The organism is Prevotella sp. C561 (assembly GCF_000224595.1).
Taxonomy (GTDB): Bacteria; Bacteroidota; Bacteroidia; order Bacteroidales; family Bacteroidaceae; genus Prevotella; species Prevotella jejuni.
This window is the reverse complement of sequence record NZ_JH114145.1, coordinates 15,694-41,426: the sequence shown is the minus strand read 5'-3', so window position 1 is coordinate 41,426 and position 25,733 is coordinate 15,694. Positions and strand designations below refer to the sequence as shown.

The window sequence follows — 25,733 nt, the reverse complement described above, 5'->3', positions numbered from 1 at the left end:
CCTATGATTTAATCTTACCAATAGTTTTTCGTAATAAAATGAGACACCTCCCAATACGATAATTGTTCACTGCAATCCTTACAATGAAATCATTAATATTTCTTGCCTTCAAACGAGAAAAATAACCGAATTCTTGATGAAAACGATTTGCAGTAAAGACATTATAGTACAGACTCAGATACGCAATCCAAGGCATTTCTTTTTCTACCCATAACTCCCAGAACATAGGATGTGGCTTTAGTAATTCTCTAAAGTGTTTACATATACCATCTGCATACCCTTTGAAGCGTTCACCATGAGCCATTGTTAAACTATTAGGATTTGTATTTCTTTCATAGTGATATAACGCCTTAGGAACGTACGCTACTTTAAGTGGGTGGAGTAGGAATTGGAACATCAAGAATAAATCCTCTATCAGTACTAAATCTTCATAGAACTGAATGTTACATTGCTTATAACATGAAGTTCTGATAAGTTTATTCCACATGGTACCTTTCAGAGTTGAAAACATTTCTTTCATAACTTCCGTATGTTCAAGGGACTTTGGCTCTTGTTTTGAATATACAATATTCCCATCACAATGCTCCCAGAAGTCACAAATCACCATGTCAGCATCTTCTTTAATAGCCTTCTGATACAAATCTTCCAGCAAAGAAGATTCTACCCAATCATCTGGATCTATTTGAATCGAATACCTCCCTTTTGCATATTCAACTCCACATTTACGTGCAGAAGTAAGTCCTCCATTTCTCTTATGAATCACTTCTATACGAGAATCCTTAGAGGCATATTCATCACAGATTTCTCCAGAGCTATCTGGGCTCCCATCATCAACTAATATAAGTTGAAAATCCGTAAAAGATTGTTGTAATATGCCATCTATGCACTTACGAAGATAATTTTCTGCTTTATATATTGGAACAATAATAGAAATAGCGTACTCCATAGTCTTTTACATAAAATTCACTTAAACTTATCCACAGCTTTTTGTAATGCCTCTATGTAACCATGCCCATACCTCATATCAGGTTCCATATAGTTGCCTTCTCCCCATTCATTCCATGATTTAAGAATGATAATCTGTTCCTCAGAGGGTTTATCTTTAATTGCTTTCAATGCATCACACGCCATTTCATAGAATGAGTCAGGGTCTTCATTATAGAATATTGCTGTAGCTGCTCTACCGCTACGTGGGCTATGATCCCAATTAGGAAATATTTCGGGGATAACATAACGATTCTTACATTCATCAGTAATAACCTTAGAAGCAAACTCCCTATAATTCATAGCTCCTCTGGACTTTCCACTCAACGCTTGAGAGCATCTCCTATAAGCACGATATAGAAATTCCTTATACTTAGGCATCTGCGAATATTTTGTTTGTAACAAATCAAGCATATTATTTTCAACAACAGCTTGATACCCCATTGCCTGATAATGTTCTAATGTATTCTTTCCCCACACATTAGCTACTAAATATAAATCCTTAAAACCAGCTTCTTGTGCCCATTGCCTGAACCAACGTAAATAAGTTGATGGCACTTCGTCTGGTTTAAAAATATACAAGAACGGACAACCATCAACTTTTATATAACGTTCATCCTTAAATGCCTTTAATAAAAACTCAAAATGCTGTCTTGCATCTTCTTCCCCAGGATAGGTCTGTTCCATCAACATAATATCATGAAGTCTACCTCCTTCCCAGTCTTTCTTATCCCACGAATGATTTGCCCATGCTAAAGCAAAAGGAAGATCTGGCTTACCTGTCTCAAGAACTTCATGAAAAACACGTTCCATCAACCGTTTCCCGTTTCCAAACCAATAATGCCAATACAGGAAACCTGTGACACCAGCTTTTCGTGCCAATTCAGCCTGCTGCTCACGAACCTCAGGCACACGAAGATCATAATAACCTAAGTCTGCTGGAACTTTAGGCTGATAATGTCCTTTCCATAATGGCTTAGCTTTACCTACATTAGTCCATTCAGTAAACCCTTTACCCCACCATTCGTCATTTTCGCGAAATGGATAATACTGAGGTAAATATAATGCTAAAATCTTTGGTGTCATATACTTACTTTTTATACCTTTTTTTAAGAAACTCTACAAAATAAACTCGCTCTGAACGCTTCATTCCCAACAACCAAATGAATAATAAAGAACTTAACACAGAAATAACAGAAATCATAAAAAATTCAACCACCTCATTAGTACATAAATAATTGGACAAGGCTAAAGGAACCAATGGGGCAATAAAAGACACTAATACTAAGGGGATAACAACCTCACGAATATAATCTAAATACTTATGATTTATTAGTGGTAAAACGACCCATACACGAACAAAAATCTCAACAATTTCAGCAACAAGTAATATAATAAAGACCCAATATGAGGCTGCATGAAAAAACTTAAATGCAATATACGAAATTGGTAGAACAAGCGCTTGTACCGTATTATCCCATAGTTGATATTTCTTAAGTTTACCAGTGGCTAACACTGCAATCCATAAAGGATTAGCTAACGTCGCAAAAACAGAATATAACAATATAATTCTTAGATAAACAATAGTATTATCAGGAATTGTCCCTAACCACCACTTCAAGATTATAGGTGCTTCAATAAAGACAGGCACACTCATTAAAAGCATTAGGAAATAAGAGAACTTACTACTTAAATGAAGCAAAGAGTGCATTCTATCATATTCTACATTAGCATAACTTTTTGTAATCTGTGGATTAATTGCCGTTTGGAAATTTGTGACAAACTGGCCCATAACACCTTGCACCTGCATCGCAATACCACGAGCAGCATTAACAACAGGGCCAAAGAAAACATTCAAGATAAGATTTACTCCTTGCGTATTCAAAATCCAAAATAAGTTTCCGCTTAAAGACCATCCAGACATTGTCAAAATCTCCCTTAACTGTTCTTTATCAATTCTTGCTGGAGCATGAACTTCTTCAAAGCGCTTATTACAATATACTGCATAAATAATCCGATCAATGACACCTACAAAAAACAACAAAGTAGCATACACTATTAACTTATCATAAGGTGACATCTGCAAAAGAAAACAGATAACTAACTTTAACGTAGCATCAAGCAAAGAAATATAAGCAAAAGCCGACATCCGCTCATGGGCAATGATAGCAGAATTATATGGCACAGAAATAAAACCAACAACAGAAGAGAGTACCGAATATTGATAAACCCAAAATGCGGCAGACATTCTATCAGCAGGGATGGTCATTTTATTAAACAAGAACCAAAGTCCAACTGTCTCTGCAAATAATACTATAACCACGCAAAGGATATAGTACATTACTTTTATATTTCCATAAGTACGATTGGTATAACTTTGATCAACACGACCTATAGCAATCGTTATAAATCTTGAAGTCGCATTGCTCAAAGAAGAAGATATAAAACCAAACATAGCTATAATACCTCCAACAGCATTATAGATACCAAAATCAGTTATCCCTAAGGCTTTAAGGATAATACGAGAGGTATAAAGACCTATTCCCATCATGAGAATAGCTCTCATATACAACATCAAAGTGTTTTTGGCTATCGTTTTGTTATTTCCTTCCATAACGACCTCTTCCTCCCATTATAATAGGGAAATATTTCTGAATCCAAATAATTGGATAATATAACAACAAAAGACTTATACTTGACAATAGGAATTTTCCTATAAATATAAAAAGTCTATCTTCTTTCGCCGCACAATTCTTCAAAAAAAACTCGGCAATTCGTTTGTTTTCATTGGTTATTCATAATATTAAGATACTCTTAGATTAGATAAGGAAAAGAGAACAAAACAAAGAAGACGTAGATACCGATTAAAGCTGAAAAAAGAAATATCATCTCCTCCCTACAAACAATGAATAGCTTGCAGGCTGACAACTATCACAGTCACTCCACATAAGAACGAATGGGCAAAAAACAAATAGACGTGGTACAGTAACAATCGTTAACTTAAACAATAAGACTGTGTTGGTCAATTCAGTAAATGCTTCGTTCGCAGAATCATTCTGTTAATAGTTCTAATTTCCTTTATTATGGGTACAAATTTAAATAAAAAAAATGAGAAAAGAAAGAATATTAATAGAATTATTGTAGGCACACGATATAAAAAGAAAGAATGAGCAACAAGGCCTGACCCACCAACTGGCCCCTCCCCCCAACCCCTCCCCCAAAGGGAGGGGAGTAATCACCGAAATACCCCGCACATATGATGACAAAGCTAAGACAGAATGACATAGAGACATAATTAATGCTCCACCACCTTTCTTGTATTGAATATGTCATTAAAAATGTCTTTATGTCATTATGGCTTAACATATTTATCCACACAGACTATATTGAATATGTCATTGAAAAATATGTATTTTTGTCATTCTGTCTTAACATTATCCATACTTTTATGTCATTCTGTATTGTATTCTCTATCTTTATATGTATGAAAAAGCCACAATATATCAATGGTTTGAAGAAAAATCACTATCTTTGCATCAGAATCAGTTATCCTAAAAAATGAAAAAGATTATATTGATTGCTGCCATCCTTTTAGGGGCATTGACAAACGGACAGGCTCAGGTAATAAACAAAAACGCCGCGAAACGTATTGGCGAAGTTGTTAAAGAAGGCTACCAAGACGTTAAAGGAGCCATTGTTCAAGATACTAAACCAACTGGTGAGCATACGGTATGGGATTTATATGCAGCCCCAAAAGTTGGATTAAACTTATCAAACCTCATAGGTGTTGATAACAATTTTAAGTTGGGGGCTGTTGCTGGTGCATACGTTGAAGTCTTCGTGGCTAAAAACCTTGCAATAGACGTTGAAATGCAATATAGCCACCAAGGAGGTTCTGGTATCTATCGTAATATCAACACCGCAGACGACTATGGAAACCCTATTATACAAAAATATGGTCCATACAATGTCAATTTACATTATATCAACACTAACTATATAGTACGTTGGTATCCTTGGGTAGATTTACCATGGAGTTTCACTACTGGAGTACACGCAGGATATGTTATCAGCGCACATGCTAAAGAGAAAAATGGTGAAGATATCAATCTCAAAAATCATATCCATAGTGGTGATATCGCACTTCCTCTTGGTGTTAGTTACGAATGGAAGCAATGGCAGATAGAAGCACGTTACAACCTATACTTCAGAAAGTTAGCAAGAGACACTGAAGCAAAGGATTTGTTAAAGAATGCTCGAAATAGTATGTTGGAAGTAACACTTGGCTACAGAATACAGGTGCTTTAATACCACCTGAAAACAAGTGAGAAAACTCCTTTTCATACCTTTTTTACTACTCTCTGCAGTTGCTTCTGCAGAGGAGTGTGATTCTATTGCTATACCCAAAACAGGGGTAGAGATGCGTTATATCCCTGCCCAAACTTTATGTTTGGACAAGGAGCCACGTATCTGGACTAAGACGAAAGAGACGCATGCCATAGCTGCACAACTAAATATCACACCATCAGAGAATGATTTTGCACGCGATTATAATTATCCAACATTCTCTGTTGGCCTGCGTTATAACTTCAACCATGGGACAACAATGCATAAAGACAATCCATGGGGAGAAGCACAGACAGTAGACTACACCAGTAAATTAGGCAACTTTCTGACACTCTATGGTACGTTTAATCGTCCACTTTATCGTAGTAAACACTGGCAATGGGGCTATTACTTAGGCACTGGCGTAGGCTATACTTCACTAAAATATAACCAGAAGAACAATATTGACAACGAATATGTTGGATCGCACCTTAATATCTTCTTCACAGCAGGACTGTACGGACAATATAAGGTAGCGAAGGAATGGAGCATAAAGGCTGGATTAGACTTTGCACACCATAGCAATGGAGCTATGGCACGACCCAACAAAGGGGCAAACTATTTAGGTCCATTTCTTGGTATTGTATACGAACCAGAGAAGGAAACAACAAAGGTTGCAAAGGGGAACACACTTCCTAAAGATCCCTTCCAAAAGTATTGGTTTACAGAATTTACCCTTGGAGTAGGTGGTAAAACCTTAATAGAGGATTGGCAGCAGACACAATTTGAAACACCGCAAGGACATCCTGACTATCGTAAGGAGCAGTTTACTTTCTACGGAGCCTATTCTTTCCATACTCACCTACTCTATCGTTATGCACGTCGCTGGGCATCTGGCGTAGGCTTTGGTCTTTTCTATGGAGATTATGCCAATAGGGTTGCACAACATGATAAGGAACATGGATACACTGGAGAGAAGCATAGTCCGTGGTCACTTAGCATCGAAGGTCGTCACGAGATCTTTTATGGTAACATGTCTGTTCGTGTCAGCTTAGGCTATTACCTCTACCGACACATGGGTTATAAATCACGTAATGGATTGGAAAGACCTTATCATGAACAAGTTGGTGTGTTTTATAGTTTCCCTAAGCTAAAGAATCTTACTTTAGGCTTTAGCGTTAATGCACATGCAACGAAGGCAGACTTCACAGAACTACAAATAACAATGCCTGTGAAGCTATAGAGCAAGACAGAATGACGATAGTTTAGACAGAATGACATAAAAACATATTGCTTTAATGACATAAATTAAAGGAAGACAGAATGAGACAGAATGCAATAGTTTAGACAGAATGACATAAAAACATATCACTTTAATGACATATTTGATATGCGATGCATAAACTGTGAATTAAGATTGCCATTCTATCTTCTCTTAAATTATGTCATTGGAAAATATGTCTTTATGTCATTCTGGCTAAATATTTGTCATTCTGACTAAACTATCGTCATTCTGTCTGGAAGAGGTACTTCTCTATATCCTTAAAGCCATTTAAGAATGAGCGAACATCCATTCGCTTCTTACCTGTCAACTGAATATCAAGAAGTTCCAAGAGGTTATCAGACGTATTGACATAGAGACGGGTCTTTTCTACAACGAGCGTACCAGGGGTACCTACAGATGTACGGTCAGACTTATCCGTCTTATAAACCTTCATAATCAAAGGCTTAACTCCATTGTCTTCAATAGAACAAAGTGTACTCCAAGTGCCAGGATAAGGACTGAGTCCACGCACAAAGTTATAAACTTTCTTAGCAGACTGGTTCCAATTGATTTCGCAAGTCTCTTTGAATATCTTCGGTGCATGATGTAATTCAGCATCTTCACACACCTGAGGAGCACTTATGCCATCAAGAACTGCAGAGAAATCAACATTATCCAAATTGTCTTCAGGTAACTTTGACGCTATGAGATCGATTGTTTCCATAGCAATCTTTGCACCCAAAACCATCAAACCATCATAGACATACTCAACATCTGCTGTATCAGGAATAGCAAATGGTTTTTGAAGGATAATGCGACCAGTATCTATGTCTTTATCAAGGAAGAAGGTCGTCACACCTGTCTCGGTCTCACCATTGATAACCGCCCAGTTGATAGGAGCAGCACCACGGTACTGCGGAAGCAAGGCTGCATGTACATTAAACGTACCTAAGCGAGGCATACTCCACACTATCTCCGGCAACATACGAAAGGCTACAACCACCTGCATATCAGCTTTATAAGAACGCAATTCATCTATAAAATCAGCATCCTTCATCTTTACAGGCTGCAAAACAGGCAAGTTATGTTCAAGTGCATAGAGTTTCACAGGTGATGGCTGCAGCTGTTCTTGATGACGTCCAACAGGTTTATCAGGCTGTGTGACTACAGCTACAACATTATATCCATTCTCAACTAAAGCCTTCAACGACTCCACAGCAAACTCTGGAGTACCCATGAAAACAATACGTATATTATCTTTTTTCATTATCTTTGGGAATTTAACAAGAGGTGAGATAAATAAGTAAGAGACGGGCAGATATCTATTTTACTCTGCACTAAAATCTGCTACAAACTGACGATACATACTATAAAGGCGAGCTCGAGAGATATAGCCAACCAACTGGCTATCAATATTCACAACAGGTAAATACTGTGCACCCGTACGTTCAAAAGTCTTCATCACATCCTCCATTGGGTCGTTGACACCGAGCATTGCTGCTGGTGGCGACATCAATTGATTGACATGGAAACGGTGATAAAGTTCTGTACGGAAAATAATATGTCGTAGATTGTTAATATCAATCTCACCTAATAACTTACGAGACTCATCGAGCACAGGAATATAATCATTGCGACTTGAACTGATAGCATGAATAAGCTTTCCCATCTCCATATCCGGTCCGACAGATGTAAAGTCATGATCGATAATCTTATCCATACTCATCAAAGTGAGGATAGACTTATCTGTATGGTGTGTGAGAAGTTTACCTTGCTTTGCCAAACGTACAGCATATATACTATGATGTTCAAAGATATTTATCGTAAGATAAGAACTGATAGTCACGATAATCAATGGGATGAAGAGTTGATAACCGCCTGTTAGCTCAGCAATCAGGAAGATACCCGTCAAAGGTGCATGCATCACAGCCGACATCACAGCTGCCATACCATAGAGCGTAAAGTTCTTCTCTGGAATATAAACACCAAGTTGCTCCATATTCCAAAAACGAGCAAAGAAGAAACCACCAAAGCCACCAATGAACAAAGAAGGCGCAAAGGTTCCACCACAACCGCCTGCACCATTTGTTGCACTGGTTGCAAAGACCTTCGTCATTACAACTAAGCCCACATAAAGCAGTAAGAAATTTGACTTTTCAGCAAACATAGAACCACTCATGATTTGCATCCAGTCAGCCTCTGTCTTTCCTTCTATAAACAATCTCAAACTATCATAGCCTTCACCATAGAGAGAGGGAAAGAGGAAAATAAGCGGAGAAAGCACCAAGCCTCCTACAAGAAGTTTCAGATAAGGCTTAGAAGAAAGTTTCCCATAACCATTCTCACACCATGACATTAAGCGCATGAAGTAGAGTGATACAAAACCGCAACCGATACCTAACAAGATTGTCGGTGGAACGCGATCAAGTCCCCAGATGTTATCCATTTGGAAATGAAACATTGACGAACCACCTGTGAAGAAATAGGAGAAACACGTTGCCGTCACTGATGCAATCAATATCGGCAAAAGAGAAGCCATGGTCAAATCGACCATCAACACTTCCAATGTAAATACCAATCCTGCTATTGGAGCCTTGAAAATACCAGATACAGCCGCCGTTGCACCACAACCCACAAGAAGCATGAGTGTGCGATTATCTAAATTAAAGACACGTCCGAGGTTACTACCAATAGCTGAACCCGTCAACACAATAGGTGCCTCTGCTCCTACCGAACCACCAAAACCAATCGTAATGGCAGAAGCAACGATAGAGGACCAAGTATTATGAGCTTTCAAACGAGATTGTTTCGTAGAAATAGCATAGAGGACACGCGTAATACCATGCGAAATATTATCACGTACAACATACTTAACAAATAGACCTGTCAGCCAAATACCTACGATTGGATAGATGAGATAGAGCCAGTTAATCGTTGCAACATCGAAACCAGAGGTTACTAATTCCTCTATCAATTTGATAATAAAGTGAAGAATATATGCTGCCAATGAAGCAAGAAGACCAATAGCAAACGCCAGTACTAAGACTAACTCGCGATTGGAAACATGATTCTTTCGCCAATTATCAAGTCGAGAAATAATCTCCTGACTACCTGATACTTTCATCTATCTATTCAATTATTTCCTTATAACTTTTACTTCGCCATCAGCAGCCAATTTGATAATGCTGGATGGAGTATGTGGTTTGTGTTCCTGACGTCTTGACTCACAAACATAGTCAACACCATCAAGAATCTCCTGTGAGATATCACGATAATTCTGCGCAGCAGGTTCACCACTGACATTTGCCGAAGTACTTACAATAGCCTTCTGGAATCGATAGCATAACTCATGTGAGAAGGGCTCTTTTGTAATGCGAATACCTATAGAACCATCTTCTGCTATCAGATTTGGAGCAAGATTAACAGCACCATCAAGAATCAATGTTGTTGGTTTCTCAACAGCTTCTATCAACTGCCAAGCAACATCAGGAACATTGCGAACATAACGCTGAAGTCGGTTATCAGAATCAACTAAGCAAATAAGAGCCTTCGAATCATCTCTGCGTTTCAAGGCATATACCTTTGCTACAGCTTCCGCATTGGTAGCATCGCAACCTATACCCCACACTGTATCAGTTGGGTAAAGAATGATACCACCCTTTCTCATCACTTCAATCGCTTTCTTGATGTCGTCTTCCTGTTTCATCTTCTGTTATTGTTTTTTCTTTCTAAGTATTATAAGTATTCGCAAAGTTAGATTAAAAAAACGAGAACACAAAACAAAAACTATAAAAAGAAAGTCTACAAAGAGTGATTAATGTTCGGAGGAACCTTTAAAAGCAGACTCTTCTATAAACTTACCTATGGTAGAACAAATCCTTACAACCAATAAGTTGTCCTTTATCTTGCTCTTCTTTATAACATAGCTATACCCTCACTAAAGATATATCACACGAAAACAAAGATATGGATAACAAACACGAAAAGGACAAACATCCTCGTAAGTCAGTTCTACCTATCTAATATAGAAAGACTGACAAGGGTGTTTGTCCCTACATTATGTACATTTCGTTTCACGCTCTATTAAGCGGATAGCCATACGCACCACCTCATAGAAGCCGAAACTATATACCTTATATTATAATTCCCAACCAATAGCTGAAGCACCGAGAACGGCAGCGGCAGCATCGTCAAGCGAACTTACCAAGAACTTTGGTTTGTCCTTGAAGATTTCCAAAGCATGCTCCTTATAAGAACGCATGATAGGTTCCATCAACAAGTCACCAGCCTTAGTTAGACCACCAAAGAAGATGAAAGCCTCTGGAGAAGAGAAGGTTGCGAAATCAGCACAAGCCTCACCTAACATATTACCAGTGAACTCGTAAACACGCTTAGCAAGTGCATCGCCACGACCAGCAGCAATAGAAACATCCAAAGAAGTAATATCTTCTGGTTTCAACTCACGCAACAAAGAGTCTTCCTTGCTATTCTGCAAGAACTCACGAGCGGTACGAGCAACACCTGTTGCAGAGCAGTAAGTCTCCAAACAACCTGTACGACCACAACCACAAGTACGACCTTTCTCTCCACGAACCATAATGATATGACCCAACTCACCTGCAAAGCCATCAGAGCCGTAAACCATCTGACCGTTAACAACAATACCTGAGCCTACGCCTGTACCGAGGGTAATCATGATGAAATCCTTCAAGCCACGTGCCACACCATACTGCATCTCTCCGATAGCAGCAGCGTTCGCATCATTGGTAAGACCAACAGGAATACCTAACTTCTGTGAGAACATATCGCCCAATGGCACAACACCATCGTGTCCCCATGAGAGGTTTGGTGCAAACTCAATCGTGCCACGATAGAAATTACCATTAGGTGCACCAATACCCATAGCACGGAACTGACCTATTCCACCATATTTAGCAACGAGAGGACGTATTGCCTCTACACCTGCTTCTACAAAATCGTCGACTGTTTTATAAGCTTGTGTCTTAATAGAATTGGTGGCAAGTACCTGACCACGCTGATCTACGACACCGAATACAGCATTTGTTCCTCCTAAGTCCAAGCCAATTACAAATGGCTTTTCCAATCCAGCTACAACTGGCTTCTGCTCTGTTACGTCCATGACATAATAAGTTTTTAGTTTGAATATACTATGGGCAAAGTTATGAAAAAAGTGGAATACCACAAAGTTTTGTTAGGTAAATTTGCTTATCTCGTATTATTTTTGCAATTTTGCACCCAAAATTACAAGCATGCAATTTCCTATTCAATTAGATATACTGGATTTTATCTTTAAGGGATTACTCATTGGTATTATAGCGTCAGCTCCCATGGGTCCAGTTGGAATATTATGTATACAACGCACTTTGAACAAGGGGCGTTGGTATGGTTTTATAACAGGTATCGGTGCTGCCATCAGTGATACAATCTATGCTTTGATTGTTGGATTAGGCATGAGCTTTATCATGGCTCCTTTAGAGAATCCAACCTACAAGTTGATCTTACAGATTTCAGGAAGCGTGTTACTGCTGCTTTTCGGTGTATATTGTTTCAAATCAGACCCGATGAAGAAAGCTCACCAGAGCGGAAAAGAGAAGGGTTCACTCTTCCACAATGGTGTTACAGCCTTTTTAGTAACGCTTTCTAACCCCTTGATTATCTTTCTTTTCATTGCATCATACGCACAGTTTGCATTCGTACAACCTAATCGTCCATTAGAGATGATTATTGGTTTTGCCTGCGTCCCAGCTGGTGCGTTGCTATGGTGGTATGGTTTGTCATGGCTGATAGACAAGATTAGAGGGAAGTTCGATGTCAATGGTATCCTTATTATAAATAAGGTGATAGGTGCTGTCGTCATCCTGTTCTCTATCATTATGCTTTTGGGAACAGTGTTTAATCTCTATCATTTACCAACTATTGACGGATTAATGGAGAAAGGATAATTATGTTTGTAGCGAAGGAATTAAGAAAAAAGAGCATAGCAGAATACCTGCTTTACATGTGGCAGATAGAAGATACTATCCGTGCATACGGCTGTTCATTGACACGAATCCGCAAAGAATATATCGACCAATTCCAATATACTGACGAGCAAAAGGAGGAAGAGGAAGACTGGTTTGGCGACCTTGTTCGTATGATGAACCAAGAGGGTTGCCGTGAAGGTGGACATCTGCAGATTAATAAGGTGCTCATGCAGGATTTGACAGAACTACACGCACAGTTACTGCAATCGTCTAAGTTTCCTTTCTATTCCGCTGAATACTACCGTGTTCTGCCTTTCATTGTTGAACTAAGAGGTAAGACTAAGCGCACAGCAGACAAGATGGCTCGTATGAATGACGAACGCCTGAAGACCGTTGCTGCACAGTTAGGAAAGAGCGAGATAGAGACTTGTTTCGACCTCCTCTATGGTGTGATGATGCTTCGTCTGCAGAAGAAAGAAATTACACCAGAGACAACTCGTGCACTTAACGAGATAACAACCTTCATTGGTATGTTATCAGACTATTACATAAAAGATAAGACTGAAGGATTAGACTTCGGCGAAGAATAAAGGAGATAGCGTATGAATATTTTAGTTACAGGAGCTAACGGACAGCTTGGCAACGAGATACAGCTTGTTTCTAAGCAGAGTAAAGACCACTATATCTTCACTGATGTATGTGAAGGATATACTAAGTTGGATATTACTAATTTGGAGGATATCCGCAAGATGGTACATGACAATAAGGTTGAATGTATCATCAACTGCGCTGCATGGACCAATGTAGACAAAGCTGAGACTGCTGGCGAGATTGTTGAACTACTCAACGCCGTTGCCCCAGAGAACCTCGCAAAGGCAATGAAAGAGGTGGGTGGCTTGCTCGTTCATGTCAGCACTGACTATGTCTTCGGTGGCGACCCTTACAACACTCCTTGCAAAGAGGACATGAAGGGTACTCCTACAGGTGTTTATGGCCTTACAAAACTACATGGAGAAGAGAAGATTCAGGCTACTGGTGTCAACCATATTATTCTTCGTACAGCATGGCTTTACAGTGAGTTCGGCCATAACTTTGTGAAAACAATGATGAATCTCACTGCTACTAAACCACAGTTGAAGGTTGTCTTCGACCAGTGTGGTACTCCTACCTACGCTGGCGACTTAGCAGATGCTATCTTCGATATCGTTGAGAACCGCAAGTATGAGGGGAATAATGGTACCTATCATTTCTCTAACGAGGGTGTATGTAGCTGGTATGACTTCACCATTAAGATTGCAGAACTTGCAGGTAACACAGCATGTGACATCCTTCCTTGCCACAGCGACGAGTTCCCTTCTCTTGTTAAACGTCCTGCTTACTCAGTCCTCGACAAGACTAAGATTAAAGAGACCTTCGACATAAAGATTCCATATTGGGTTGACTCTCTTAAGAAGTGCATGAAAGGCTTACAGGAACAAGACAAACAATAGGAGTGAAGAAATAAGTTGGATGAGATAAAGTTAAGCCGTCATCTTCCTTGAAAACATAAAGGGGAAATAGTTGGCTTCGGCTTAACCAACTGTAGACAAGACTTTTACTCCCAAAGAACATAATACAGATGAATGAAATAGAACGCAGGCGAACGTTCGCCATTATCTCTCACCCAGATGCCGGTAAGACTACTTTGACTGAGAAATTCCTTCTCTTCGGTGGTCAGATTCAGGTTGCTGGTGCGGTGAAGAGCAACAAGATACGTAAGACGGCTACGTCTGACTGGATGGATATCGAGAAGCAACGTGGTATCTCTGTATCGACCTCTGTGATGGAGTTCGACTACAAAGATTATAAAGTGAATATCCTCGATACGCCTGGTCACCAGGACTTTGCAGAAGATACTTATCGCACTCTGACAGCTGTTGACTCGGCTATCATCGTTGTCGACTCGGCCAAGGGTGTGGAGGCACAGACACGTAAGTTGATGGAGGTGTGCCGTATGCGTAACACACCTGTTATCATCTTTATCAATAAGATGGACCGTGAAGGTCGCGACCCGTTCGAGGTGTTAGACGAATTGGAGGAAGAACTCAAGATTAGTGTACGCCCGCTTTCATGGCCTATCGGTCAGGGTCAGCGTTTCAAGGGTGTGTATAACATCTACGAGCAACAGCTGAACCTCTTCACACCTAACAAACAGCGTGTGACTGAGAAGGTTGAGGTAGACATCAACTCGAATGACTTGGATGAACAAGTAGGTGCTGAGTTTGCAGAACAGTTACGCAACGACCTTGAATTAGTAAATGGCGTTTACCCAGATTTCGACGTCGAGGCTTATCGTCGTGCGGAGGTTGCACCAGTGTTCTTCGGCTCTGCATTAAATAACTTTGGTGTACAAGAATTACTCGATTGCTTCGTTGAAATAGCCCCAAGTCCACGTCCTACTAAGGCTGAGGAACGTGTTGTAGAACCTACTGAACCAAAGTTTACTGGCTTCATCTTTAAGATTACAGCCAATATCGACCCTAATCATCGCAGTTGTATTGCCTTCTGTAAGGTGTGTTCGGGTAAGTTCCAACGCAACCAACCTTACCTCCATGTGCGTAACGGGAAGACGATGCGCTTCTCCTCCCCTACTCAGTTTATGGCACAACGTAAGAGTACTGTAGAGGAGGCTTACCCAGGTGACATCGTTGGTCTGCCTGATAGTGGTGGTGTCTTTAAGATTGGTGACACACTAACTGAGGGAGAAAACATCCACTTCCGTGGTCTGCCAAGTTTCTCTCCAGAACTTTTCAAATATATTGAGAACGATGACCCAATGAAGTCTAAGCAGTTCCAAAAAGGTATTGAACAGCTGATGAATGAAGGTGTCGCACAGTCTTTCGTAAACCAATTCAACAACCGTCGTATCGTGGGAACCGTTGGACAGCTTCAGTTTGAGGTTATTCAGTATCGATTGGAGCATGAATACAATGCGAAATGTCGTTGGGAACCAGTACACCTCTACAAAGCTTGCTGGATTGAGGCTGATGATGAGGCAGAGTTAGAGAACTTTAAGAAGCGTAAATACCAGTATATGGCTAAGGATATTGAGGGGCGTGATGTCTTCCTCGCAGACTCTGGTTACGTTCTAAGTATGGCACAACAAGACTTTGAACATATCCGTTTCCACTTTACAAGTGAGTTCTAAACTTAGGACAAGATAAGATTAAAGCGCCAAAGAGTATGTCTATTCTTTGGCGCTTTTTATATGACAGAACGAGTTAAAGGGGTTCGCTATTATTCACTTATACTAAAGAGATTACCCTGCTGGACTTATTTTACTTAGCACACGCACCTGAGGTTTCTCTTTATGAGTAATCAATATCATCTTTGCATAGAAAAGGTAAAAACCTTTCCTAACCATTTACAGATCCTACCCTACCATTATATTACATGGCATTTTAGGTAGAATACACCTACTCAACCAACTTTTCGAGTGATGTTTCAGACGCTCCTCTTCCTCCTCGATGGTAGCATTATCACCATAAAAAACCATTACACATCATCGAGTTTGTCTCCTTCAAAACAGGAATGACATATCTCACTAAAACGAGCTTATAACGCCCAATGAATCAGACTATTACACACAGCCTTCAAGAAGACACCCTTCTTGCCCCAAGAAGGGCGTCCTCTATAGCCCAGAAGGGCATGTTCTTGAATAAAGAAGAGCCTCTTCTTCGCTCCCCTCTATCCTCTCTCCAAACAATGATGGTCGTGATTACCAAAATAATACCATATTTTAAACCAACATGTTTAGCGTCCTATCTCCTTTTATCAGCCACTTTATAGAAGAAAGCTCACATTCTCCTCCCCGCTACTATCGGCGAGGAGTTAGAGGTGAGGCTACCTTCACTGGGGTAACCTCACTAATCATGTCTCTCCTTTCGGTGAAGGGAAAGGAGAGAAAAAAAGTACTCCTATTACTTTTGTAACCTCTATCAATCAATATATAGGGACAACAAAATCGTTGGTATTCAACATGTACACTACTTGTATCAAGCAGCAACACCACCTGTACAATCCCTTTATCTATCAATTAGAGATTAAGAGAGGTATTCATAAATGGTATCCTCCATATCGACAGATGTCAAGGTCGACTTTATACAGAAGATAATTACCCAACAGTACGATAGTCTGTCTATTTCCGAACAAACTTCTTACCGTTCTGTATAACTACACCTTTGTAGTCCTTACTTACACGCTGACCAGCAAGGTTATAGATTGGTGCTTTCTCATTTACCTCTATCGTCTGAACGTTCTTAATACCAGTAGCGGAGACTGTCGTTATTGTAACACTTCTGAGAAAAGCCTTTTTTACATTGAGGACTACTTTCTTTGAGACTCCAGTCCAATTGTAGAATTTATAGACGTTCTTTCCATCTTTCTCCGAAGTCATCTTAAGTTCCTGATTATTAACATTGTTACTCTCATCCCAATTATTGAAAGATACTGCATAAACTATCTTAACTATATTGTCATTAGCACTTTCAACAGTAAGTGTTCCACCATACATTCTCAACGAACCTTTCCACATTCGGTTTGCAGTTTTTACTCCACTTGTAGAGACAGTGAGTTTTACATCACCCGAAGTTACAGACTTATCCTCTGTAAAATCACCATCATTGGATGTTTGAGATGACTGGCCCGCTAATCCAAACTGTTTATAGCTTTCAGCTGACGAAAGCTCAAAAGTCACAGTCTTCTGAGCAAATGATAAAGAACTAACAGCAGTAAATGCTGCTACAAAAACAAAGCGTAAAATTCGATTCATAATAAATTAGTTTAATTAATATAAAGGTTTAAATACAATGCAAATATAGGTAATAATTATGATATATGCAATTATTAATCAAAGTATAGCCATTTATTTATCCTCTTCGACATGTATAAGCAAAGTTCACATAAACACATGTGTGCGCTTACAATGTTAAAAACATCTTTTTTTATTGGTAAAATTTGCTTTATTACATTATTTGCCCTATATTTGCGATGTGTTTTTCATTGATTTAGATATTCTGCTAAATCATGTTCGAGGTTGGTAGCTTCCTGCACCAACCTCTTTTTTTATCATCTTAAACAAAATCCTTAGCGAATGTTCCCCGTATTCTGTATAGACGAAAAAAGTAGAAATGAAGTTTCCTGTCATATCTGTCATCACTTTCAAAGAGCTAAATAACTTATTTACAATGCTATACGAGTAAATGTTAAAATGACAGCAACTAACATTAAAACTAAATTCGTATAAATTGATACTTTTCCTTCTCTATTTTAGTTTCTCATCCTTTCATAGATTCTAACTCATATTTGCCACCACTCTTACTCGAATAATTAGATTAATTCGTAGTTCACTTCTACAGTCTTCGAAGGATTAGAGTCGCCTGTAACACAGACTACTCTTCCATCAGAAAAATACTGATTTACTTGACAAGTAACGAATGATTACTTATCTTTGTACCAGTTTTTAAACCTAAGTCTATGAAACTGAATAAGTTTTTCATCTTACTATTAGCCGTAATCTACCTATCAGGTTGTGGCAAAACAATTCTGCCCTCCGAGAATGATCAGGAAGAAGAAACAGAGAAAGAAACACCTTCTTCAACGCCCGTCGACGACGAGACGGTCTATAGTGTGGAGGAGTTCATCGAAGGAAACTTTGGAGACAAAGCTGTCTGGGTACAGGGTTATATCGTTGGCGCATGTAAACGAAGTATCAAACAAGCCGAATGGGAACCTCCCTTCTCGTATAATACGGCTATCTTGTTGGCTGATAGCCCAGAAGAATCAGACCCTGACAAGGTTATATCCATTCAGATGGTTAACAAACAAATGAAAGAAAACATTGCCTTAGATAGTAATCCACAAAACTATGGACGGCAGATAGCTTTCTTAGGCATTAAACAGAAATACTTAGGAATACCAGGTATAAAAAAGCACATATTGGCCATTGAATGGCTTGACGAATGACTTTTTTATATGAAACATTTGCTCTAAAAGAGAAAAATGATTATATTTGCAACACCAAATAATTGTAAAAGTTAGAAAAGCCTATCGACATACTTCTACTTCATAAGAAAGAGAATTAAAAATGAAGAAACTGAATGAGATGACCGACGAGCAGTTGGCATTGTCATACATTGAAGGAAGCAACGATGCATTCGACCTGTTGCTGTCACGCAATCAGTCGAAACTCTTCTCGTATATTCTGTTCGTTGTGCATGATAGGGATGCTGCTGATGACTTGTTTCAAGAGACTTTCGTAAAGATTATCACGAAGTTGCAACAGGGCAGATACTCACCAACTGGTAAGTTCTCTGCATGGATTATGCGTATCGCTCATAACGTTATCATGGATTGGTATCGTGCACAACGTGCTGACAAGGTGATTGACGCACCCAAAGACAACGACCTATCCAATGTTGGTGGTGACGATACTGTCATCGACAACATTGAGTGTCAGTTCATTAACAGCCAGACGCTCTCTGACGTAAAGCGCATGATGAATCTTCTTCCAGCGACACAGCGTGAAGTAGTGTTTATGCGTTTCTATCAAGAGATGTCGTTTAAGGAGATTGCTGAGACTACAGGTGTTAGCATTAATACCAGTCTTGGTCGGATGCGTTATGCCATCTTCAACCTAAGAAGAATGGTTCGCGAACACAAGGTGAACCTACAGTTAGCATAAAGATTTACACCTCTTTGAATTAATTATAAAATGTCCCTCGCTTGTTTCTCTACAATGTAGTTGAAACAAGCGAGGGTCGCTTTATACCTTATAATTATCTATGCAACTGCTTGAGAGAGTGGATTGTTGCTTTTGGGTCAGCTACCTTAAAGACATAACTACCACTAACAAGTATGTCGACACCTGCCTCCACTAAACGAGGGGCTGTCTCTGCTTGTACTCCACCATCTACCTCTATCAAGGCTTTACTACCTTCACGCTCTATCAGTTGACGAAGACGTTGAACCTTCTTAATACTGCTTTCAATGAAATTCTGTCCTCCAAAACCAGGATTAACACTCATGAGCTGAACGATATCTACGTCGCCAATGATATCCTCAAGTACATTGACAGGTGTTGAAGGATTGAGGGTTACACCCGCCTTCATCCCTGCATCATGAATAGCCTGTATCGTTCGATGTAAATGAACACATGCCTCATAGTGGACATTCATGATTGCAGCACCCGACTTAGCGGTCTGTTGGATATAATTCTCTGGATGAACAATCATCAAATGAACGTCCATAGGCTTCTTACAAACCTTTCCGACTGCATCAAGTATAGGGAATCCAAAAGAGATATTAGGGACGAAAACACCATCCATAACATCCATGTGGAGCCAATCGGCCTCACTTTCGTTAATCATTTCAATCTCCTTATCCAAATGAAGGAAGTTTGCAGAGAGTAGAGAAGGTGATACTATTGTTTCCATATAAGACTTAGTTCAAGCAAAAGGTTTGCATTTTTCCATTAACTTTAATTACCCGATAGGTATAAGCTATCTGTCGGATGAGGTTAAGCGTCTTCTCAGACGGCTTAAGTTCTTCTGAAGTAAATATTCTTACCATAGGCTGGAAATGTATTATTGAGAGTTATTATATCTTCTAAACGATATAAATTAGATATTATTATATCTCTTTACAAGAATATTTCTTCTTTATATGTATTAATTCTATCAGAATACTCTTGCATTGCTCCTTTTTACCCATCTTTCCCTTGAAGAGACAAGCTTTTCTCTATCTCACAGGCTCATAATTCGATAATTTTATGTAAGTTTGTAGCGTAAAAGTATTTGAGAATTTTATATCTATATGATTATAAAGGTATGTGGCATGCGTGATGCCCGCAATATTCACGAGGTTTCTCAACTTGGCATAGACTGGATAGGATTGGATTTCATTCCTAACAGCGAACGTTATGTGAGTCAAATAGCATCATGTGCGGGGATAATTCCTGACTATAGTAGCCTTTCTGACCTGTCTTCAGACAAACTATCCCAACAGAAAAAAGGTCCTGTTCTTTGTGGAGTCTTTGCTGATGACATGCCACAGAATATTGTTACACGTGTTGTTAATTTCAATCTTGATATTGTTCAGCTCAATGGAGACGAGAGTAGCGTGATGATTGACAATCTTCGTCGTACTCTTGACCCAGACATTCATGCGGGAATTAAGATAATGAAGCGTCTTGTTATCACAAAACGTGAGGACATAGAGAAATACAAGGAATATGCTGAGGGAGTGGATTATTTCCTCTTTGAACTCCAAGAACATCTAAAGGATTGGAGCTTTTTGGAAGCGTACGACGGGAAAGTTCCTTTCCTTGTAAGTGGAAATATTGGTACTGAAGATATTGAGAAAATCAAAGGTCTCTCCCACCCTCTGTTCTATGGTATCAGTGTGAACGAGAAGTTTGAGAGCGCACCAGCAATAAAGGACGTTGCATTACTGAAGGACTTTCTTGAAAAGATAAAGTAAGGTTCGTCGATTAAAAGGTTGATACACGAATGAAAACAAATTGTGTTATCATTGACAACTACGATTCTTTCACCTATAATCTTGTTCATCTCATTAAGGAATTGGGAGTTGACGTGGCAGTAGTTCGTAACAATCAGTTCTCCCTTGAAGACTTGAATGCTTACGACCGTATCGTTTTGAGTCCAGGCCCTGGGGTTCCTTCAGAAGCAGGCCTACTATTGGATGTTATTCATCGGTATGCTGGCGTAAAACCTATCTTGGGCGTTTGCTTGGGCCATCAAGCTATTGGCGAGGTGTTCGGAGCAAAGTTGAAGAATTTGTCTGACGTCTTTCATGGTGTGACAACAAAAACAACACAAGTCGTTGATACCCCTTTGTTTGACGGTCTTCCTAAACATTTCCTTGTGGGAAGATATCATAGCTGGGTCGTAGAAAGGACCAACTTTCCTGATTGCTTGGAGGTTATCGCTGAAAGCAAGGAAGGATTAATCATGGCTTTACGTCATAAGACGCATAATATATATGGTATACAGTTCCACCCAGAAAGTGTTTTAACACCTGACGGGAAGAAGATTATGGCGAATTGGTTACGCATCTAACAAATAATAAATCTTGTACTTTACTATGACAAAAGCGACAAGCTATACAGACGAAGTCATTGACGACGGATCACCGTGGTATGCAGTGAAACTATTCACACTGAAACTTGAAGAGGTCAGAACCTATTTTAAAAGTCATAACTTGGAATCTTTCGTTCCTGAACAGTATGTTGACATTGAGGGACGAGACGGTAAACCACACACTGTTCTTCGTCCTGTTGTTCGCAATCTTATCTTTGTTAAGAAACCTAGAGAAGAAATTTCATTTCAGAAGATTGTACAGGAAGCCAACTATAAGATTAGCGTTGTAAAGAAAGCTAAGGATTCACAAGAGTATGCTCTTATCCCTCATAACCAAATGTATGAGTTCCGCTTGATGTGTAATCCAGAGATAACGATGCGTAAATTCCTATCTTCAGACGAGGCACAAATGAAAGCTGGGGACGAAGTTCTTGTTAAGTTTGGACCATTAAAAGGGATGACAGGTCGACTGGTGCGATCAAGTAAGAAGTATTATCTCCTAAAAGAAATACCAGGTATAGGCGTTATGCTCAAAGTCTCCCGCTGGTGCTGTGTACCTATGGAGGGTAAATAACAGCCCCCTTACCCTTCCTCATAGGAATCTCCTCCCTACGTCCCGAACACATGTGAATAGGAATCTGATTATCTATGAAAACTGTAAGAAAAAACTTGCCCCTTAACACCAAGGATGGTGACAGGGGCAAGAAACGAAAATTAAATTACCGATGTATCGTCATTGATATCACATCAATGGCTTCCCGCTGGAAACATAATTAAAACTAAATTAATCAATTCAGTATTATTAAAACCGAACTTTTTCTTTCTTGAATATTGGCCCTATTAGCCTTAATCCCTATTAGTCCTATTAGCCTTATTGGCCCTATTAGTCCCATTAGCCTTATTAGCCCAATATTATCCCTCACTCTTGCCCTGCTACTGGGCCTCCTCCTCCTGTCTGCTTTTCTTTCTCCTCTTTTTTCTTCTTCACATTTTCGTCTTTCCACTCTTCCCAGTAGATAGAATCAGAAACCAGCGAACGAGTGGCAACTTTATTGCTCTGTGTGCGTGAGGTCTCAGGAATGAAGCGGACACGGATGCCCTTTATCTGCTTTGCCGTCACTTCTTCTGGCTTTGCAATGCCCTTATCAGCGTTGATTGTATAGTAGAATGTACCCACGCCCTCTAGCTTCACCGTGCGACCTTCAGCCATAAAGGATGCCATTACGCCGCCTAAATCTTTCAGCACAGCATACGTATCACCGCGACTCACAGTCGAAATCAATGCTAATCGGTCAGCCACTTGGTCGGTTGTTACGGGCTTCCCAACGGTTATTGCTTCTGGATACCATAGTCCTGTCAACTTCTTCTTTACTTTCTTAAAAAATGCCATAATATTAATGTTTTAAAGTTGATAAATATGATTTGTAAATTATTTTCTTATTCGAGCCACCCTCGGTATGGGACTGAGGGTACCTAAGTATCATACTTAGGGTACCTGAGTATCATACTTAGGGTACCTGAGTATCATACTTAGGGTACCTGAGTATCATACTTAGCCCCCCTAAGTATCATACCTTGGTACCCTGTTTATAATCCCCCTGATTATCAAGTACTTATAAAGGGACTATTTTCACCCTCTTTTGTCATGTTTTTTCGTATTAATCCTCGCCTTTTAGAGGACGACACCTGTAAAGGAGCAATTGCGAGAACTACTCAAGCACCTCCGCCCTGTACCCGTAGAAGCGGGGGTCGTTGCGCACGAGGACGGTACCACTGTAGAAGCGCAGGTCGAACGCGCTGTTGCCCCATGGGAGAGCACTTGACGACCAATAGTAGCCTTTGCTGCCAACGTCGTACAGCCGACCAGAGTAGTAGTAACCCAAGGCGGGCAGGTAGAAATAATTACCAGCGTCAGCCGCATCGGGGATAGCCAGAGTTACAGACCAGGAGGCTCCACCGCCATTTGTTCGCCAATCGGATCCGTCGTAGGCTGTGTTAGAGTTGAATCCTATTATGTTTGCCTTCTTCTTAAACCACATGCCACCTTTATATAAATGCCCCATGGTTGTCCATAATTCGTCTGTGTCCCAATGGGGATCACCCTTTGTAGCGTACCATGTCATCTCGTTCACGTTGGGAAGACCTGCGCAACTCTGGGTAGCGTCAAAGCGACCTGAACCGCCCCCCGCGTGGTACCAACGAGACACATCACTGTTATTCTGGGGGTAATTTGGAGAACTGTTATCGTTTAGAGTTGACTGACCTGTGTTTCCTGACAAGTGCTTTGTCCATTCATAACCTTCCCAATATTGTTTCTCTGCATCCCACATATAATAATGGTCGCCATCGTAGTTCTTTATTTGCAGATCAGCTTCCATGTTGACGTATTCATTCTTTGCAAAGGTATGAGAAGGAATGATCTTGGTAATTGTCCCCTCTATGTTCGTTGCAACATCCTTTACCCAGTAACGAATTCTTAATATGTGTGTACCGGGCTTGATAACCATGTAAGCACCATTAGTTGTTAAGTTAGCAGAAGTGTTTGTCAAAGGGAAACCATTTGCATAAGCACCACTACCCTTGGTTTCAAGCACAATCTGCTTTCCATTACCTGTTCCTGTTAATGCGCCTGCACCGGTATCTGCAGTTGGATCAAGGGTGTAAGTAGATGTAGATGCAATGTCGTTATCTGATGTTACTTCTATCTTAGTGAGATAGCAATACTTTAGAACATCATCGCTTGTGTAAGGCTTAAAAACAAGGTAAGCTGCCTTGTGGTCGAGTGCGAACTCGAACTCGTGGCTTGTAGCGTTGCGTGTTGCCTTGGCTATACCGCAATCACCTGATGCACCAAAGTGAGTAGTGGTGTTAGGCTCTGTTTGTTTCTGCTTATCTGAAATCTTTACTTTATCTTGACTACCATTCTTGCCAGGGTAATAAACTTCGTATGAAGATTTGGCGGTGTACTTACCAGGCATTAAGAACTTAAAAGAGGCAGTCTTGCCTGTTGGCGAGTTGCTACTTTGCTTCCAATTGCCGCTATCGTCCTTTACCCAAATCTTATCGCCTGCTTCCCAATAAAATGTACCATCTGCCTCCATGGTTGTGCGTGTTGCAGGTTCGCCAGTACTGAATGCGGTTAACCCTTTATCGTCAGTGGAGGTTTTGCCGTTCTGTGCCAATTCATCATTTGCACAAGAGGCGAAGGCTAATGTTAAACCACACACGACAGCCAAAGATGCTAGTCGTGTGATGAATGAATGTCGTTTCATTGTTTTCTTGATTTTTACTTAGTTCTCTTTGTTAATAACTCTCTGTTAGTCTTCCCAAGCGGAAAAATCGTCTTCGTTCTCATTGTCAGCTCCCTGCCATGCTGGTGCTTGCTTAGCACTGCTGATGGTTCCTCCAGGTGTTGCTGGGTTATGCTGACCATTAAAAGGAGACCCCGCCATTAAATTAGTGGTTTCGTTTACCTGAACTATTACGCAATTAGGTGCAGAATAGTTCTTCTTTTGTTTCTTTTTCTCCATTGTTTTATCAATTAAAATAGTTATTATTTCGTGCTTAATTTCTTCTTATTTCGTTTACGTAGGGATACAAAAAAGCGAACAAAGGAAACTCCGAAAAGTCCTTTGTTTACAGGGGTTGCACGGCACGCCTCGCGCGCGTATGCGTGAAGAAAAAAGTAGGGAGGTTAGGCCTGGCCTATATGAGAGAGAGAGAGAGAGAGAGTATACAAATATTTGGAACTACCAAATATTTTGCAATATTTCTTTCATCTTTTTTACTCTCAGTACTTAATGATTCAGCTACAGGTACGACAGCAACAACACCTTTATCATAAAAGGCGCTGTTCGTTGTGGTTTTAATATTTATTGTCTGAATCATTGTCGTTATTCTCTGTTTCGACTGCAAAAGTAATAAAAGATATTAAAACAGCAAAGAAAACTACAGAAAAATTATAGAATAAACTAAAATTATTAAATTGACAGGAGAATAAACAGGCATTATTTAGTAGCAAGAACGTATATAGACATA

General features: G+C 39.8%; 25 protein-coding genes. 11 read left to right on the top strand and 14 right to left on the bottom strand.

Annotation, left to right across the window (positions count from 1 at the left end; genetic code table 11):
- Window position 1: 1 nt before the first annotated feature.
- The 3 genes from HMPREF0666_RS07890 to HMPREF0666_RS07880 are packed head-to-tail and all read right to left on the bottom strand — an operon-like array spanning window position 2 to window position 3,598.
- On the bottom strand, window positions 2–946 hold the full coding sequence (locus tag HMPREF0666_RS07890; RefSeq protein WP_009011866.1) for a glycosyltransferase family 2 protein: 945 nt from the start codon (window positions 944–946) through the stop codon (window positions 2–4).
- A gap of 17 nt (window positions 947–963) precedes the next feature.
- Window positions 964–2,070 carry a glycoside hydrolase family 99-like domain-containing protein gene (locus HMPREF0666_RS07885; protein WP_009011865.1) on the bottom strand — a complete coding sequence of 369 codons (1,107 nt, stop codon included), beginning with the start codon at window positions 2,068–2,070 and terminating at the stop codon, window positions 964–966.
- A 4-nt stretch (window positions 2,071–2,074) separates the two neighbouring features.
- Entirely contained in the window at window positions 2,075–3,598 is a 1,524-nt protein-coding gene (locus HMPREF0666_RS07880) for a hypothetical protein (protein WP_042856178.1), read from the bottom strand.
- Window positions 3,599–4,542: 944 nt separating this feature from the next.
- Here HMPREF0666_RS07880 and HMPREF0666_RS07875 point away from each other — a divergent pair.
- Window positions 4,543–5,292 carry an outer membrane beta-barrel protein gene (locus HMPREF0666_RS07875; protein WP_009011862.1) on the top strand — a complete coding sequence of 250 codons (750 nt, stop codon included), beginning with the start codon at window positions 4,543–4,545 and terminating at the stop codon, window positions 5,290–5,292.
- A gap of 16 nt (window positions 5,293–5,308) precedes the next feature.
- Window positions 5,309–6,553, top strand: coding sequence for an acyloxyacyl hydrolase (locus HMPREF0666_RS07870; RefSeq protein ID WP_009011861.1), 1,245 nt, complete (start codon window positions 5,309–5,311; stop codon window positions 6,551–6,553).
- Window positions 6,554–6,818: 265 nt separating this feature from the next.
- On the opposite strand, the gene fmt is transcribed toward HMPREF0666_RS07870, so the two are convergent.
- The 4 genes from fmt to HMPREF0666_RS07850 form a co-directional block, all read right to left on the bottom strand.
- Window positions 6,819–7,841, bottom strand: a complete 1,023-nt coding sequence (gene fmt / locus HMPREF0666_RS07865) for a methionyl-tRNA formyltransferase (protein ID WP_009011860.1) — start codon at window positions 7,839–7,841, stop codon at window positions 6,819–6,821.
- Between the two features lie 60 nt (window positions 7,842–7,901).
- A complete protein-coding gene (locus tag HMPREF0666_RS07860) occupies window positions 7,902–9,698 on the bottom strand; it encodes a chloride channel protein (protein ID WP_009011859.1) in 1,797 nt (598 codons plus the stop codon).
- A gap of 12 nt (window positions 9,699–9,710) precedes the next feature.
- Window positions 9,711–10,280 (bottom strand): L-threonylcarbamoyladenylate synthase, encoded by a 570-nt coding sequence (locus HMPREF0666_RS07855; RefSeq protein WP_004361264.1) that lies wholly within the window; start codon window positions 10,278–10,280, stop codon window positions 9,711–9,713.
- A 432-nt stretch (window positions 10,281–10,712) separates the two neighbouring features.
- Window positions 10,713–11,714 (bottom strand): ROK family protein, encoded by a 1,002-nt coding sequence (locus HMPREF0666_RS07850; protein WP_009011858.1) that lies wholly within the window; start codon window positions 11,712–11,714, stop codon window positions 10,713–10,715.
- A 130-nt stretch (window positions 11,715–11,844) separates the two neighbouring features.
- On the opposite strand from HMPREF0666_RS07850, the gene HMPREF0666_RS07845 reads away from it, so the two are divergent.
- The 4 genes from HMPREF0666_RS07845 to HMPREF0666_RS07830 all read left to right on the top strand — a co-directional run bounded on the left by HMPREF0666_RS07845 (window position 11,845) and on the right by HMPREF0666_RS07830 (window position 15,745).
- Window positions 11,845–12,537 carry a LysE family translocator gene (locus HMPREF0666_RS07845; RefSeq protein ID WP_009011857.1) on the top strand — a complete coding sequence of 231 codons (693 nt, stop codon included), beginning with the start codon at window positions 11,845–11,847 and terminating at the stop codon, window positions 12,535–12,537.
- A 2-nt stretch (window positions 12,538–12,539) separates the two neighbouring features.
- Window positions 12,540–13,148: a DUF4924 family protein gene (locus HMPREF0666_RS07840; protein WP_009011856.1), complete on the top strand. Its 609-nt coding sequence runs from the start codon at window positions 12,540–12,542 to the stop codon at window positions 13,146–13,148.
- A 12-nt stretch (window positions 13,149–13,160) separates the two neighbouring features.
- Window positions 13,161–14,048 (top strand): dTDP-4-dehydrorhamnose reductase, encoded by an 888-nt coding sequence (gene rfbD / locus HMPREF0666_RS07835; protein ID WP_009011855.1) that lies wholly within the window; start codon window positions 13,161–13,163, stop codon window positions 14,046–14,048.
- A gap of 128 nt (window positions 14,049–14,176) precedes the next feature.
- Window positions 14,177–15,745, top strand: a complete 1,569-nt coding sequence (locus HMPREF0666_RS07830; protein ID WP_009011854.1) for a peptide chain release factor 3 — start codon at window positions 14,177–14,179, stop codon at window positions 15,743–15,745.
- Window positions 15,746–16,735: 990 nt separating this feature from the next.
- On the opposite strand, the gene HMPREF0666_RS07825 is transcribed toward HMPREF0666_RS07830, so the two are convergent.
- On the bottom strand, window positions 16,736–17,368 hold the full coding sequence (locus tag HMPREF0666_RS07825) for a hypothetical protein (RefSeq protein ID WP_009011853.1): 633 nt from the start codon (window positions 17,366–17,368) through the stop codon (window positions 16,736–16,738).
- Between the two features lie 704 nt (window positions 17,369–18,072).
- Between HMPREF0666_RS07825 and HMPREF0666_RS07820 the strand changes: the two genes are divergently transcribed.
- Complete coding sequence (locus HMPREF0666_RS07820; protein ID WP_009011852.1) at window positions 18,073–18,561, top strand: DUF6359 domain-containing protein; 489 nt, start codon at window positions 18,073–18,075, stop codon at window positions 18,559–18,561.
- Window positions 18,562–18,682: 121 nt separating this feature from the next.
- Window positions 18,683–19,279, top strand: a complete 597-nt coding sequence (locus HMPREF0666_RS07815) for a sigma-70 family RNA polymerase sigma factor (protein ID WP_009011851.1) — start codon at window positions 18,683–18,685, stop codon at window positions 19,277–19,279.
- Between the two features lie 94 nt (window positions 19,280–19,373).
- On the opposite strand, the gene rpe is transcribed toward HMPREF0666_RS07815, so the two are convergent.
- Both rpe and HMPREF0666_RS18450 read right to left on the bottom strand, forming a co-directional pair.
- Window positions 19,374–20,030, bottom strand: a complete 657-nt coding sequence (rpe, locus tag HMPREF0666_RS07810; RefSeq protein WP_009011850.1) for a ribulose-phosphate 3-epimerase — start codon at window positions 20,028–20,030, stop codon at window positions 19,374–19,376.
- Between the two features lie 7 nt (window positions 20,031–20,037).
- The gene (locus HMPREF0666_RS18450; protein ID WP_009011849.1) at window positions 20,038–20,166 is read right to left on the bottom strand and encodes a hypothetical protein; all 129 of its coding nucleotides are present in this window, start codon (window positions 20,164–20,166) and stop codon (window positions 20,038–20,040) included.
- Between the two features lie 243 nt (window positions 20,167–20,409).
- Here HMPREF0666_RS18450 and HMPREF0666_RS07805 point away from each other — a divergent pair, with 243 nt between their 5' ends.
- From HMPREF0666_RS07805 to HMPREF0666_RS07795, 3 genes are read left to right on the top strand one after another with little or no spacing between them, the layout of a single operon-like run.
- The gene (locus HMPREF0666_RS07805) at window positions 20,410–21,075 is read left to right on the top strand and encodes a phosphoribosylanthranilate isomerase (protein ID WP_042856177.1); all 666 of its coding nucleotides are present in this window, start codon (window positions 20,410–20,412) and stop codon (window positions 21,073–21,075) included.
- Between the two features lie 29 nt (window positions 21,076–21,104).
- On the top strand, window positions 21,105–21,674 hold the full coding sequence (locus HMPREF0666_RS07800; protein WP_009011847.1) for an aminodeoxychorismate/anthranilate synthase component II: 570 nt from the start codon (window positions 21,105–21,107) through the stop codon (window positions 21,672–21,674).
- A 25-nt stretch (window positions 21,675–21,699) separates the two neighbouring features.
- The gene (locus HMPREF0666_RS07795) at window positions 21,700–22,269 is read left to right on the top strand and encodes a UpxY family transcription antiterminator (protein WP_009011846.1); all 570 of its coding nucleotides are present in this window, start codon (window positions 21,700–21,702) and stop codon (window positions 22,267–22,269) included.
- A gap of 345 nt (window positions 22,270–22,614) precedes the next feature.
- Here HMPREF0666_RS07795 and HMPREF0666_RS07790 read toward each other — a convergent pair whose 3' ends face one another.
- The 4 genes from HMPREF0666_RS07790 to HMPREF0666_RS07775 all read right to left on the bottom strand — a co-directional run bounded on the left by HMPREF0666_RS07790 (window position 22,615) and on the right by HMPREF0666_RS07775 (window position 25,583).
- The gene (locus tag HMPREF0666_RS07790) at window positions 22,615–23,085 is read right to left on the bottom strand and encodes an HU family DNA-binding protein (protein ID WP_009011845.1); all 471 of its coding nucleotides are present in this window, start codon (window positions 23,083–23,085) and stop codon (window positions 22,615–22,617) included.
- 319 nt (window positions 23,086–23,404) lie between these two features.
- Window positions 23,405–24,967, bottom strand: coding sequence for a hypothetical protein (locus HMPREF0666_RS07785; RefSeq protein WP_009011844.1), 1,563 nt, complete (start codon window positions 24,965–24,967; stop codon window positions 23,405–23,407).
- Between the two features lie 45 nt (window positions 24,968–25,012).
- On the bottom strand, window positions 25,013–25,225 hold the full coding sequence (locus HMPREF0666_RS07780) for a hypothetical protein (RefSeq protein ID WP_009011843.1): 213 nt from the start codon (window positions 25,223–25,225) through the stop codon (window positions 25,013–25,015).
- 175 nt (window positions 25,226–25,400) lie between these two features.
- Window positions 25,401–25,583, bottom strand: coding sequence for a hypothetical protein (locus tag HMPREF0666_RS07775; RefSeq protein WP_009011841.1), 183 nt, complete (start codon window positions 25,581–25,583; stop codon window positions 25,401–25,403).
- Window positions 25,584–25,733: the final 150 nt, after the last annotated feature.